The sequence below is a fragment of the Euzebya pacifica genome (assembly GCF_003344865.1).
GTDB classification, from domain to species: Bacteria; Actinomycetota; Nitriliruptoria; order Euzebyales; family Euzebyaceae; genus Euzebya; species Euzebya pacifica.
Map to the genome: position 1 here is coordinate 1 of NZ_CP031165.1, position 13,542 is coordinate 13,542.

Annotated in this window: 12 protein-coding genes and 2 tRNA genes; 12 read left to right on the forward strand and 2 right to left on the reverse strand. The window is 68.4% G+C overall.

The features are described 5' to 3' along the window. The 11 genes from dnaA (at position 1) to DVS28_RS00055 (ending at position 11,864) form a co-directional block, all read left to right on the forward strand. Positions 1 to 1,419 carry a chromosomal replication initiator protein DnaA gene (gene dnaA / locus DVS28_RS00005; protein ID WP_114589621.1) on the forward strand — a complete coding sequence of 473 codons (1,419 nt, stop codon included), beginning with the start codon at positions 1 to 3 and terminating at the stop codon, positions 1,417 to 1,419. A gap of 292 nt (positions 1,420 to 1,711) precedes the next feature. Then, on the forward strand, positions 1,712 to 2,836 hold the full coding sequence (dnaN, locus tag DVS28_RS00010) for a DNA polymerase III subunit beta (protein WP_114589622.1): 1,125 nt from the start codon (positions 1,712 to 1,714) through the stop codon (positions 2,834 to 2,836). Between the two features lies 1 nt (position 2,837). Continuing rightward, entirely contained in the window at positions 2,838 to 3,365 is a 528-nt protein-coding gene (locus tag DVS28_RS00015) for a DinB family protein (RefSeq protein WP_216826295.1), read from the forward strand. A 28-nt stretch (positions 3,366 to 3,393) separates the two neighbouring features. Next, positions 3,394 to 4,557 carry a DNA replication/repair protein RecF gene (gene recF, locus DVS28_RS00020; protein WP_114593903.1) on the forward strand — a complete coding sequence of 388 codons (1,164 nt, stop codon included), beginning with the start codon at positions 3,394 to 3,396 and terminating at the stop codon, positions 4,555 to 4,557. Positions 4,558 to 4,612: 55 nt separating this feature from the next. Then, on the forward strand, positions 4,613 to 4,933 hold the full coding sequence (locus tag DVS28_RS00025; protein WP_114589623.1) for a DciA family protein: 321 nt from the start codon (positions 4,613 to 4,615) through the stop codon (positions 4,931 to 4,933). Between the two features lie 150 nt (positions 4,934 to 5,083). Next, positions 5,084 to 7,138, forward strand: a complete 2,055-nt coding sequence (gene gyrB, locus DVS28_RS00030) for a DNA topoisomerase (ATP-hydrolyzing) subunit B (protein ID WP_281273502.1) — start codon at positions 5,084 to 5,086, stop codon at positions 7,136 to 7,138. A 33-nt stretch (positions 7,139 to 7,171) separates the two neighbouring features. After that, complete coding sequence (gene gyrA, locus DVS28_RS00035) at positions 7,172 to 9,844, forward strand: DNA gyrase subunit A (protein ID WP_114589625.1); 2,673 nt, start codon at positions 7,172 to 7,174, stop codon at positions 9,842 to 9,844. A 61-nt stretch (positions 9,845 to 9,905) separates the two neighbouring features. Then, on the forward strand, positions 9,906 to 10,343 hold the full coding sequence (locus DVS28_RS00040; protein WP_114589626.1) for a DUF3566 domain-containing protein: 438 nt from the start codon (positions 9,906 to 9,908) through the stop codon (positions 10,341 to 10,343). Between the two features lie 52 nt (positions 10,344 to 10,395). Then, positions 10,396 to 10,469: transfer RNA gene (locus DVS28_RS00045), tRNA-Ile, on the forward strand. Between the two features lie 448 nt (positions 10,470 to 10,917). After that, positions 10,918 to 11,487: a hypothetical protein gene (locus DVS28_RS00050; protein WP_114589627.1), complete on the forward strand. Its 570-nt coding sequence runs from the start codon at positions 10,918 to 10,920 to the stop codon at positions 11,485 to 11,487. 304 nt (positions 11,488 to 11,791) lie between these two features. Then, positions 11,792 to 11,864: transfer RNA gene (locus tag DVS28_RS00055), tRNA-Ala, on the forward strand. Between the two features lie 39 nt (positions 11,865 to 11,903). On the opposite strand, the gene DVS28_RS00060 is transcribed toward DVS28_RS00055, so the two are convergent. After that, entirely contained in the window at positions 11,904 to 12,728 is an 825-nt protein-coding gene (locus tag DVS28_RS00060) for a class I SAM-dependent methyltransferase (RefSeq protein WP_114589628.1), read from the reverse strand. Positions 12,729 to 12,743: 15 nt separating this feature from the next. Between DVS28_RS00060 and DVS28_RS00065 the strand changes: the two genes are divergently transcribed. Further along, on the forward strand, positions 12,744 to 13,067 hold the full coding sequence (locus DVS28_RS00065; protein WP_164709725.1) for a hypothetical protein: 324 nt from the start codon (positions 12,744 to 12,746) through the stop codon (positions 13,065 to 13,067). Positions 13,068 to 13,225: 158 nt separating this feature from the next. Here DVS28_RS00065 and DVS28_RS00070 read toward each other — a convergent pair whose 3' ends face one another. Continuing rightward, positions 13,226 to 13,456, reverse strand: coding sequence for a cell division protein CrgA (locus DVS28_RS00070; RefSeq protein WP_164709726.1), 231 nt, complete (start codon positions 13,454 to 13,456; stop codon positions 13,226 to 13,228). Between the last annotated feature and the right edge of the window lie 86 nt (positions 13,457 to 13,542).

The window sequence follows — 13,542 nt, forward strand, 5'->3', positions numbered from 1 at the left end:
ATGGACCTCGAAGGCCAAGACCTCGTCGACGTCTGGAACACGGCGGTGAGGCAGCTCTCGGCCGACGTCCCCAGCGCCGCACAGCTGACCTGGATGGCCGAGACCCACCCGATCGGCCTGTCCGATGGGGTGTGTGTGCTGTCCGCCCCGCACGAGTTCGCCCGGGAGCAGCTGCGCCGGAAGTTCCAGGACAAGATCTCTGGCGCCCTGTCCGACGCGGTCGGGTCCCCGGTGACGCTGGTCATCACCGTCAGGCCCGACACCGCCGAACCGACATCCACCAGCGACCCGGCACCGTTCGTCGAGGAACCCGACGACGTGCGCATGGCCCCGCCGACGCCCCGTGTCGACAGCTCGGTCCCCGGCAACGTGCACCCCCTGCCGACGTCGAACCTGTCCGACAAGTACGTCTTCGAACGCTTCGTGATCGGGCCGGGCAACCGGTTCGCCCATGCCGCGGCGTTCGCGGTGGCCGAGGCGCCCGCGAAGGCCTACAACCCGCTGTTCATCTACGGCGGCTCCGGGCTGGGCAAGACCCATCTCCTCCAGGCCGTCGGCCACTACGCCGGGCGGCTGTACCCCCGCTCCAAGATCACCTACGTGACCTCCGAGCAGTTCACGTCGGAGTTCATCGAGGGGGTCCGCAGCGGGCACCAGGCCAGCTTCCAGCGGCGATACCGCGACGTCGACATCCTCCTGATCGACGACATCCAGTTCCTGGAGAAGGCCGAGCGGACGCAGGAGGAGTTCTTCCACACCTTCAACGCGCTGCACCACGCCGAGAAGCAGATCGTGCTGACCTCCGACCGGCCGCCACGGGCGCTCGAGCGCCTCGAGGACCGGCTGCGCACACGGTTCGAGATGGGCCTGCTGACCGACGTCCAGCCCCCGGACCTCGAGACCCGTCAGGCGATCCTGCGTCGCAAGGCGGAGCTGGAGGAGGTCGACGTGCCCGCTGGGGTGCTCGAGCTGATCGCCAGCCGCATCTCCACCAACATCCGCGAGCTCGAGGGGGCGCTCATCCGTGTGATCGCGGCCGCCAGCCTGTCCAAGCAGCCCGTCAGCATGGCGCTGGCCGAGACCGCGCTCAAGGACATCTTCCCCGCCGCAACCCTGGGGGAGATCACCGCCGACGTGATCATGGACGAGACCGCCAAGTACTTCGGCTTCTCCACCGACGAGCTGTGCTCGGCCACCCGGACCCGCTCGCTGGTGACGGCCCGGCAGGTGGCCATGTACCTGACCCGTGAGCTGACCGAGCTGTCGCTGCCCAAGATCGGCGAACAGTACGGCGGCCGGGACCACACCACGGTCATCCACGCGAACAAGAAGATCCAGAAGCTCATCCGCGAACGGCCAGCCCTGTTCGAGCAGATCCAGGAACTCACCGGGCACATCAAGGCACGGTCCCGTGGTTGAGATTCACCCACAGGACCTCGTGGACAACCGGTGGACGGTCCTCGACGCTCCACGAGCAGAACGCGACACTGGGCTTGTCCACATGCGCGTTCCCGGAATTACACGTGTGCCGCACAGCTTCCCCACGAGGCGGCCAACAGGGTCAAACGGCCTTTGACCTGCCGAAACAGTGGTTACCCACAGGCATTCGTCGCCCCTACAACTACAACTGTTCCTAGAGATCTGACATCAACCCCTTAACCCGAGGGCCCGGGGAGCGGTGGAAAACACCGCCACGAGCCGAGGAGATCCCATGAAGTTCCGCGCCGAGCGCACCGAGTTCGAAGAGGCCATCAAGTGGGTGCAGCGCACCGTCGGCGAACGCGTCAGCTTCCCCGCCATGGCCGGCATCAAGCTGAGCCTGGCCGGTGACGAGCTGACCCTGTCCTCGACCAACGGACAGATCGACTCCGAGCTGACCCTGCCCGTCCAGGGCGAACGGGACGGCGGGGCCCTCGTGTCCGGCAAGCTGCTCAGCAACGTCGTCCACCTGCTGCCCAACGACGCCGTGGAGATCGCCGCCGTCAACGAGGCCATGAACATCCGCTGTGGCCGCGCCAGCTTCGAGCTGCGGCTGATGGTCCTCGAGGACTTCCCGTCCATGCGGACCCCGCTGGAGGATGCGCCCTCCGCCACCCTCCAGGCCGGCGAGTTCTCCCAGCTGATCACCCAGGTCGCCCGCTCCGCCAGCACCGAGGACGCCCGCGCGGTCCTCACCGGCGTGAAGCTGGAGGCCAGCGACGGCAACTTCACTGCCGCGGCCACCGACTCCTACCGCCTCGCCGTCCGCACGATCCCGTGGGACGAGGCGGGTGAGATGAGCGCCCTCGTGTCGCGTCGTGCGCTGGAACAGGCCAAGCACGCTGCAGACATGCTCGGGAGCGCCGTGAAGCTGGTCCTGGAGCCCAGCTACGCCACCTTCGTGTTCGCCGACCGTCGTCTGGTCTCCACCCTCGTCGAGGGCAAGTACCCCGAGTACCGCGGGCTCATCCCCGACGGCTACGAGCGGCGCATCCGTGTCGACCGCCAGGCCCTGACCGAGGTCGTGCGACGCATCGCCGTCGTCGGTGAGGCCGACAAGGCGATGACGCCGGTCATCCTCGGCATGGACAGCGACACCCTGACGGTCAAGGCCGACTCCACCGAAGCCGGTCAGGCCGAGGAGTCCCTCCCGATCGAGCTGGAGGGCGAGCCGTTGCAGATCGCCTTCAACCCGCGCTTCCTGATCGACGGGCTCGACGCCATGGGCGGCGAGCAGGTGATGTTCGAGTTCCGTGACGAGCTCAAGCCCGCCGTCATGCGCCCGCCGGCCCCCGAGGAGGGCGACGACGAGTCCGACGCGGACTACCTGTACCTGCTGATGCCCGTCCGGGTCTGACGTGGGCCTCGCCGAGCGCGTCGACCCGGTCGGCGCGACCGACGAGAAGACCATGCTGGTGCAGTACCTGGACCACCAGCGGGCGACCGTGGCGATGAAGGCCCGCGGCGTGGATGCCGCGGGCACCGCCGCCACGGTCGGCGCCTCGACCCTCACCCTCGGCGGGCTGGTCAAGCACCTGACCCTCGTCGAGCACAGCTGGTTCGAGCACCGCTTCGTCAACGGCCCCGAACGGGAGCCCTGGGCCAGCGTGGACTGGGACGCTGATCCCGACTGGGAGTTCCGGACCGGAGCGACCGAGGACATCGACGAGCTGCTCGCGGACTACGCGGCGGCCTGCGAACGATCCAACGCCGTCATCGCCGCGGCGAAGCTCGACGACCGGCTGGCCTGGCCCGGCTGGGACGAGGCCGAGCGCGAACGACCGAGCCTGCGCTGGGTCATCCTGCACATGATCGAGGAGACGGCCCGCCATGCGGGGCACGCCGACCTGCTGCGCGAAGCCGTCGACGGCGCCGTCGGCGAGTGACCCGCCCGACCACGGCACGGGTGACCTGATGCGGCTGGAATCGCTGCACCTGCTCGACGTGCGCAACTACGAACGGCTGGACCTCGAGCTCCAGCCGGGGGTGACGACGTTCGTCGGCTCCAACGCGCAGGGCAAGACCAACCTGCTGGAGGCCGTGCACTACCTGTCGCTGGGCCGTTCCCACCGGGTCTCCAGCGACCAGGCGATGGTCCGGGCCGGCGCGGACGCCGCGGTCATCAGGGCCGAAGCGCGCAGCGACATGGGCCAACGGATCGCCGTCAGCGTCGAGCTCCGCCAGGGACGCAACCGTGCGCAGCTCAACGGGCAACCCATGCAGCGGATGTCCGACGCGTTCGGCGCGATCCGCTCCGTCATGCTGGCCCCGGAGGACCTGACCCTGGTCCGCCGTGACCCCGGCGACCGGCGTCGGTTCCTCGACGACCTGCTGGCGGGGCGACGGGCCACGTTCGCCGGCGTCCGGAGCGACCTCGACCGTGCGCTCGCCCAGCGCAACGCGGTCCTCAAGGACGCCCGGATCACGGGTCGTCTGCAGCGCGACGTGCTGGAGGTGTGGACCGACACCTACGTCAACACCGCCGGCCCGGTGCTGGCTGCCCGCATCGCCGCCATCAACGCCCTCGCGGCACCCGTCGCCGAGGCCTACGCCGACCTGGTGGCCGCCAGCCCCGCCCAGGACGTGGGACGACTGCCCGTCCTGGCCTACGAGCTGTCGTGGGGGCGTACCGTCACCGGGACGGCGGGCCAACCGGTGCCCGACCCGGCCGAGCTGGCCGCAGAGCTGCGCGAAGCCCTGGCCGAGCAGGAACGCGACGAGGTCCGCCGCGGCATGACGCTGGTCGGACCGCACCGCGACGAGCTCTTCCTCGGCATCGGGGACCTGCCGGCCAAGGGGTACGCCAGCCACGGGGAGCAGTGGTCGCTGGCCCTCGCCCTCAAGCTCGCCTCCCACGAGGTCATCGGTGAGATCGGCGATCAGCCGATCGTCCTCCTCGACGACGTGTTCGCCGAGCTCGACGCCGATCGACGCCGTCGGTTGGCCGCGCGCTGCGCAGCCTTCGAGCAGGTCCTGGTCACCGCCGCGGTCGGCACCGAGGTCCCCCTGGAGGGGATGCGCGTGCACATCAGGGCCGGTACGGTCATCGACCCGCCGTCGACCGGAGGATCCACGTGAAACCGACTGCCCTCCGCCCGGTGCTGATGCTCGCCCCGAACGCCCGAACGCCCGGATGAGCCGGCGACCACACCGTCCCGACCCCCAGCCGATCGGGCGGGTCATCGACGAGATGATCACCCGCCGTCGTTGGGCCGGGCGACTCGACGGGGCGCGGATCTTCGACTTCTGGGACGAGGCTGCGGGGCCCGACATCGCCGCGCATGCCAACCCCGTGCGGCTGCACGGCGGCGTCCTGGTGATCGCGGCCGAGGACGCCGGCTGGGCAACCCAGCTGCGCTACTTCACCGGCGACCTGCAGGCCCGGGTCAACTCGATCATGGGACCGGACACTGTCCGCAAGATCGAGATCGTGGTCCAACGCTCGGGCAAATAGCCCCTGACCTGCTGAAACGCCACTGTGTGGCTTCCAAGGGTCGACGGCAACCCGCGTGGTAGTCTTTGTGGTCACCGCAAAATGCTTCCCACAGGGCCGTCTGGCGCGACATCGCGCGCGGCTCGTTGGGATCGATCCGGAAGGCGTTCTGTGTCCGACGACCAGACCCCGAAGGACGACGTCGCGGGCGAGCAGGCCGAAGTACCCACGCCTGCTGCCGCGCCGGAGTCCTCCTACGAAGCCAGCGACATCACCGTCCTCGAAGGACTCGAGGCGGTCCGCAAGCGTCCCGGCATGTACATCGGCTCGACCGGCCCGCGTGGCCTGCACCACCTGGTGTGGGAGATCGTCGACAACTCCGTCGACGAGGCGATGGCCGGACGTTGTGACAGCATCGACATCCGGCTCCTCGCCGACGGTGGGGTCAGGGTCGAGGACGACGGCCGCGGCATCCCCGTGGAGATGCACCCGACGCAGGGCAAGTCCACGCTGGAGGTCGTCCTCACGATCCTCCACGCGGGCGGGAAGTTCGACAACCAGGCCTACGCCGTGTCCGGTGGCCTGCACGGGGTGGGTGTCTCGGTCGTCAACGCGCTGTCCAGCCGCCTGATCGCGGAGGTCAAGCGCGAGGGCAAGCTGTGGCGCCAGTCGTTCCAGCGCGGCGTCCCCGACGCGCCCATCGAGGCCGTCCGGGACCTCGAGCCCGGTGAGGGCACCGGCACGATCATCACGTTCTGGGCCGACGACCAGATCTTCGAGACCAACGAGTACAGCTGGGAGACGCTGACCACGCGGTTCCGCGAGACCGCCTTCCTGACCGCTGGCCTGCGGATCACCGTCGCCGACGAGCGCACCGGTCACACCGACGAGGACGGCAACCAGCTCAGCCAGGAGTTCCACGCCGAGGGTGGCCTGTCGGACTTCGTGGCCTACCTGAACTCGACCAAGAAGACCGAGGTCCACGACGACATCATCGCCTTCACGGCCTCGGAGACCCACGAGACCGAGGGCATCGCCGAGATCGACATGGCGATGCAGTGGTCCAACGAGTACCACGAGTCCATCCACTCCTTCGCCAACACCATCAACACCCACGAGGGCGGCACCCACGAGGAGGGATTCCGGGCGGCGCTGACCTCCACGGTCAACCGCATCGCCACCGACGCGGGGATCCTGCCGATCAAGGGCCAGGGCGGCATCGAGCGGCTCGAGGCCAACGACATCCGCGAGGGCCTGACCGCCGTCATCTCCGTCAAGCTCGGTGATCCCCAGTTCGAGGGGCAGACCAAGACCAAGCTCGGCAACACCCACATCCGGTCGTTCGTGCAGCGCACGGTCAACGACCAGATCAAGACCTGGTTCGAGGAGAACCCGGCCGAGGGCAAGCGGATCTTCATGAAGGCCATCGACTCGGCGCGCGCCCGCAAGGCCGCCCAGCAGGCCCGTGACCTGACCCGCCGCAAGGGGCTGCTGGACTCCACGTCCCTGCCGGGCAAGCTGGCGGACTGCCAGTCGCGTGACCCCGCAGAGTGCGAGGTGTTCGTCGTCGAGGGTGACTCGGCCGGTGGCACCTCCAAGCAGGCTCGTGACCGGCGGTTCCAGGCCATCCTCCCGCTGCGCGGGAAGATCCTGAACGTCGAGAAGGCCCGCCTGACCAAGATCCTCGAGAACAAGGAGGTCCAGGCGCTGATCACCGCGATCGGCACCGGGATCGGCGAGGAGTTCGACATCGAGAAGGCGCGGTATCACAAGATCGTGATGCTGATGGACGCCGACGTCGACGGCGCCCACATCCGCACCCTCGTGCTGACGTTCCTGTTCCGCTACATGCGGCCGCTGATCGAAGCCGGGTACGTCTACATCGCCCAGCCGCCGCTGTACCAGATCCAGCCGCGTGGCTCGAAGTCCAAGAAGTCCATCCGCTACGCCTTCTCCGACCGCGAGCGCGACGCCATCCTCCGCGAGATCAACCCCGAGGGGACGCGGAAGATAGAGGTCCAGCGGTTCAAGGGCCTCGGTGAGATGGACGACGAGCAGCTCGAGATGACCACCATGGACCCGTCGAAGCGGAACATGCTGCAGGTCACCCTCGCCGACGGTGCGGCCGCCGACCAGATGTTCTCCATCCTGATGGGCGACGACGTGCAGGCACGTCGCGACTTCATCATCCGCAACGCCAGCAACGTCCAGTTCCTGGACGTCTAGGGCCCTTGAACGGTCCAGCAGAGGTTCACCATCATGGCTGACGACACCACTCCTGACGTGCCCGAGGACGCCACGCCCGAGACCCCCGCGGGGGAGGGCGAGGCGACCGTGGCCACCGAGGTCTTCGAGGCAGTCGAGATCGAGGAGGAGATGCAGCGCTCCTACATCGATTACGCGATGAGCGTGATCGTGGGACGTGCGTTGCCCGACGTCCGTGACGGCCTCAAGCCCGTCCACCGCCGCATCCTGTTCTCCATGTGGGAGGGCGGCATGCGCGCCGGCACGCAGCACCGCAAGTCCGCGGCTGCCGTCGGTGATGTGATGAAGAAGTACCACCCCCACGGCGACTCCTCGATCTACGACGCGCTGGTCCGCATGGCCCAGCCGTGGGCGATCCGGTACCCGCTGATCGAGGGGCACGGCAACTTCGGCTCCGTCGACGGCGACCCTCCGGCGGCCATGCGGTACACCGAAGCTCGCCTGTCCCCCCTCGCGATGGAGCTCCTCCGCGACATCGAGGAGGAGACCGTCGACTGGCAGGACAACTACGACGGCCAGGAGTCCGAGCCGCTGGTCCTGCCGAGCCGCTTCCCGAACCTGCTGGTCAACGGCTCGGCCGGCATCGCCGTCGGCATGGCCACCAACGTCCCGCCGCACAACCTCGGTGAGGTCACCCGGGCCATCGTGGCGCAGATGGCCAACCCCGAGATCACGCTCGACGAGCTGATGCAGATCATCCCCGGGCCGGACTTCCCGACCGGGGCCCTGATCATGGGCGCAAACCCCATCCGCCAGGCCTACGAGACGGGTCGCGGGTCGATCCGGATGCGCGCCGTCGTCGACATCGAGGAGAACCGCGCCGGCGAGCAGCTGGTCGTTACCGAGCTGCCCTACCAGGTCAACAAGGCCAACCTGGCGCTGAAGATCGCCGAGCTGGTCAACACCAAGCGGCTCACGGGCATCCGCGACATCCGCGACGAGTCCAACCGCAAGGGCATCCGGCTGGTCATCGAGCTGAAGCGCGATGCCAACGCCCAGGTCGTGCTCAATCAGCTGTACAAGGCCACGCAGCTGCAGGACACCTTCGGCGTCATCAACCTCTCCCTGGTCCCCACCGGTGAGGACGAGATCGGCCCCGGGGTGCCGCGCACGATGGGTCTCAAGGACACCATCTCGCGCTACATCACCCACCAGATCGAGATCATCACCCGCCGGACGGAGTACCGGCTGCGCAAGGCCCGCGAACGAGCCCACATCCTCGAGGGCCTGATCATCGCGCTGGACAACCTCGACGACGTCATCCAGCTGATCCGCAACTCCGCCTCCGCCGACGCTGCCCAGTCCGAGCTGATGTCGCGCTTCGACCTGTCCGACGTGCAGGCCACCGCGATCCTCAACCTGCCCCTCCGCCGCCTGGCCGCCCTCGAGCGCCAGCGGATCCAGGAGGAGTACGCCGAGCTGATGGAGCGGATCATCGAGCTCGAGGGCATCCTCGCGGACCCCCAGAAGGTCAAGGACATCATCGTCGAGGAGCTGGAGGAGATCGCCGACCGCTTCGGCGACGCTCGGCGGACCCGGATCGTCCCGGCCGAGGGCGACCTCGACATCGAGGACCTCATCGCCGAGGAAGAGGTGGTCGTCACGATCACCCAGGCCGGCTACATCAAGCGGGTCTCCGCCAGCGAGTACAAGGTCCAGAAGCGCGGCGGCAAGGGCATCAACGCCGGTGGCCTCAAGGACGAGGACATCATCTGGGACCTGTTCTCCACCTCCACCCACCACTGGGTGCTGTTCTTCACCTCCAAGGGTCGGATGCATCGCATCAAGGCCTGGCAGATCCCCGAGAAGAGCCGTACCGCCCGTGGCGTCTACATGGCGAACGTGCCCGGCCTGGAGCTGGACAAGGACGAGGTCGTGCGCACCGTCGTGCACCTCGAGTCGCTCGAGCAGAACGGCAAGCACCTGCTGTTCTCCACCCGCAACGGCATCGTCAAGCGCACGAAGCTGGAGGAGTACGACTCCCCGCGGTCCACGCTGATCGCGATCAACCTCCGCGACGGCGACGAGCTGATCGACGTGCGGCTGACCTCGGGTGACGACGACGTGATCCTCGTGTCCCTCAAGGGCCAGTCGATCCGCTTCCACGAGTCCGACGCCCGCGCCATGGGCCGCAACGCCAGCGGTGTGAAGGGCATGAACCTTGCCGACGGCGACGAGCTGCTCGCCTGCGCCATCGTCGAACCCGACGGCTACCTCGTCGTCATCACCGACGAGGGCTACGGCAAGCGGACCCCGCTGGAGCGGTACCCCACGCAGAAGCGCGGCGGCATGGGCGTGAAGACCGCCAAGCTGACCGATGGTCGTGGTGGCCTCGTCGGCGCGATCGTCGCCGGGTACGAGCAGGAGATCTTCATCGTCACCGACCGGGGCACCATCATCCGGATGGACGTCAAGGACGTCCGGCCCACAGGGCGCAACACCCAGGGCGTGCGCGTGATGACCCCCAGGGACGGCGCCAAGGTCGCCTCCGTCGCGAAGGTCATGGAGCTCGAGGACGACGACGAGGAGTCCGAGGACGGCGAGGCGACCGACGGCGAGTCGACGGTCGACCTCGACCAGCAGGTGTCAACGACGGAGGTCGAGGGCATCGATGACGAGATCGATGGCGACGGCGAGTCCTCGGACGGAGCCGACGAGGAGGAGTAGCCTTCACCCGGCCGATCGGCCCGCACGGCGCCGTCACCGGGTCAACTAGACTGCGAGCACCATGTCAACCACCCAACGCCCCAGCAGCGGGAAGAACAAGCCCGCCACGCGGGTGAGCAACCAGCAGCCCCCGCGCGAGCGGGTCAGGACCGGTCAGGTCGTCCGTCGTCGGGCCACCGTGCGCCGCATCGACCCCTGGTCGGTGCTGAAGCTGTCGGTCATCTTCTACTTCTGCTTCCTGCTCGTGGTCATGCTGGGGCTCAGCGTCTTCTGGTCCGTCATCCTCCGGATCGGCGTGCTCGAGACGCTGACGTCGTTCCTCGACGAGCTGCAGCTGACGCTGGTGATCAACGGTGGGAACATCGCCCGTGCGGCGTTCCTGTTGGGTCTGCTCAACGTCGTGCTGTGGACCGGCATCAACGTTTTCCTTGCCTTCCTCTACAACCTGGTCGCCGATCTCCTCGGCGGACTGCGTATCGAGTTGGCAAGCGAGGAGTAGTCGACCTACACTCCTTGACTCCCGCGCGGGCTCTCCGCATCCGCGCAACAAAGGGCCATTAGCTCAGGCGGTTAGAGCGCACCCCTGATAAGGGTGAGGTCCGAGGTTCAAGTCCTCGATGGCCCACATACTTCCGACTCGCTGACGCTCGCCGTCGTCCGTGGGCCATCGAGGACATCCTTTGGTTTCCCGCTCCGCTCGGGCCGTTCGGGCCACGGAGGCCCCACATACTTCCGACTCGCTGACGCTCGCCGTCGTCCGTGGGCCATCGAGGACTCCTTTTGGGTTTCCGCTCCGCTCGGGCCGTTCGAGGCCACGGAGGCCGGGGCGACCAAGCTGGTTGCTTGCGCTTCTCGGTGCCGTTGAGGGTGTCGGGTGGCACACCACGAGTGGTTGAGCTGGGCGGGGGTTTGTTGGCGCGATCGGGGCCTGGGTCGCGTATGGGTGGGTTTGGGCACGATCGTGGGGGGTGAGGTGGTTCAATCCGTCCATGCAGCCATCCGCTCGAGCTTCGTCGACGACCGACGCCAGTGCGCCGATCGCGTTCCCGGAGCCGCGGAGTGGTGGGGGGCAGGTGACGATCCTCACCCGGCGGGCTCGCGTCGGGGTGTCGGGGGCGCACCAGCGAGAGCCCCGGGAGGACAGCGCCCTGCTCGTCCTCGGCACCGGGACCGCCGTGCTGCGTTCCATCACCCTTCGGACGCCGGCCGAGCATCGCCACGCCGGTCGCATCCCGCCCGCAGAGCTCCAGCTGCGCTTCACCGCCGACGAGGGCGCCCAGGTGGGCATCGCCGTGCCGATCGTCCCCGGCCCGGCCAGCGCGGCCCTCGATGACCTCGAGCGCGGGATCCTCGACGTGTACGGCCTCCTGGCACGCCCTCGGGAGTTCGCGGGTTACCACGGCACCGAGACCGTGCCGCCCTTCCTCGACCCGATGATGTGGCTGGTCGCCCTCACGCCGGCCACCGCCGGTATCGCCCAGATCGACCGGATCGTGACGGCGACGGCCGACGGCCAGCGCCCCCTCCCACCCCGGGCCCTGCAGCCCAGCCGTGGGCGACCGGTCGTTCGACTGCGAGCAAAGGTCCTGATCCTGCGCACGGGCAGCTCGGGGGCCGAGACCGGCGAGCTGGCGCGGACCTGACGCATCACCTGCCCGCCCTGCCGTCCTCGGGTAGGCTCCGCGGCCGAACACCCCCATCGTGACGCGAGCCCTGCCCGACCGAGGCAGACGGAGGAGACCGAGATGAAGAAGCTGATTGTCCTGCTGGCCGTCCTCGCCGCTGGAGCCATGGCGCTGAAGCGCCAGCGCGACATGGAGCTCGACGAGGCGATCTGGGAAGAGCCTCGCGACCTGTAGGCCACCCGACGAAGGGGCGGCTGTACGACGGGTCCAGGACAGGTCTGGGCCCGATGCCTCGTGGCGCGCTACCCTTCGTTCTCCCCCAGGGGCCATAGCTCAGTTGGTAGAGCGCTGTCTTTGCATGGCAGATGTCGGCGGTTCGATTCCGCCTGGCTCCACGACATCCATCCACCGCTCACGCCCGACCGGAAGCCGAGTCAGCTGCGGCGCTCGAAGGTGACCGCGAGGGACTTGACCGGGGCGACGTACTTGCCCCACCACGTCCGGAGCAGCTGCTCGGCGCGGGGGTCGTCGACCGGCAGCGGATCACCTGGGTCATCGGTGCGGTGCAGGACGGTCATGTGCAGGTCGAGCCGCTTGGCCAGCCGGCGCAGCCGCCACATCGACATGTTCTGCGTCCGCATGCCCCGTAGCTCCCGGTACTTCTGCCGGCGGTCCGCTGACAGGCCGGGCAGCAGGGCCAGCAGTCCGAAGATCGTGTCGGCCAGGCCGATCGGCAACCACGGCGGACCGGCGATGCCGAGGTGCTGCTCGACCGGCCAGATCCGGTTCGGGGTGACCACGAGGATGATCCCGCCGGGTGCCAGGACCCGTCGCAGCTCCCGGAGGTAGCGCTCGTCGTCCGGCACGTGCTCGATGACGTCCATGGACTCGATGAGGTCGACGCTGCGGTCGGGGATCGGCAGCCGCGCCTCCGGAGCCAGCTCGTGCACCTCCACGCCTTCGACGTCGGCCACGCGGGACCGGGCCATGTGGGCGAACTGGGCGTCCACCTCGACACCCTCCACGAGTGCCGCGCCGGCGTCGGAGTAGGCCAGCAAGGACCCGCCGGCGCCACACCCGCTGGACAGGACGCGTGCGCCATCGAGGGGCCGCAGGCGGTCCATGTACCCAGCCCAGCGGTGGAACCGCTCGATGTCGGTGAAGGTGTGGACCAACGCCTCGTAGTTGAACTGGGCCTCGCGACCGGCCAGGTAGGACTGGACGGCCTCGAGGAAGGCGGGAGGTGTGGGGTCGGTCATGGCAGGCTGGGGACGATGAAGCGGTTGGTGATGGTCCTGTTCCTGGTCGGCGTGGTCGCCGCATCCAGGGGGCTGATCCCGTGGCAGCTGGTCTTCGCCCCGCTGCTCGGCTTGCTGATCTGGTCGATCGGCATCGCCTCGTTCGGGTCGCTCAACCGTGGTGCCGCCCACATCCCCGACGGGCCGCCGGAGGCGGTGGATCCCGACGAACGGGTCACGTACACGTGCACCGGCTGTGGGGCCGAGGTCCTGCTGCTGGTCCGCGGGTCGGCCATGCCGCCCCGCCACTGCGGGGAGAAGATGCACGAACGACGCGAGGTCCGCAGCACCCGCGCCTGACGCCGGGGCAGGAAATCGCACACCGGGGTGCCCCCTGGTTCGTCCACAGCTGTGGAGAACCCTGTGGAGGAGATTCCCGGTGTGTAGTTCCGCCCTCGGAGTTCATCCACAGACGTGGACAACCCTGTGGATCCGCGGGTGCGGGCGAGCGTTGCCCGTCAGCGCCACTGGCTGAGGATGCCCAGCCCGACCGCCATCATGACGAAGCCCACGATGATCGCGTAGTTGCCGCCCGGCAGGAAGCCGGGGAACACGTAGTTGATCAGGATCACGATGATGCCCAGGGCGATGAGCCCCGTGCCGGCGACCGGCACCCACTGCGGGCTGGGCGGCGGATTCGGCCTCGGCGGCGGTGTGTACTGGTCGCGCTTCGACTTGGACTTGGGCACGTCGGCACCTCTGAACGGCTGGCGTTGCGGTTGGCTCCGCACCCATCAGGAGGGCTGGAGCACAGGGACAGTAAAGGGTGATGGTA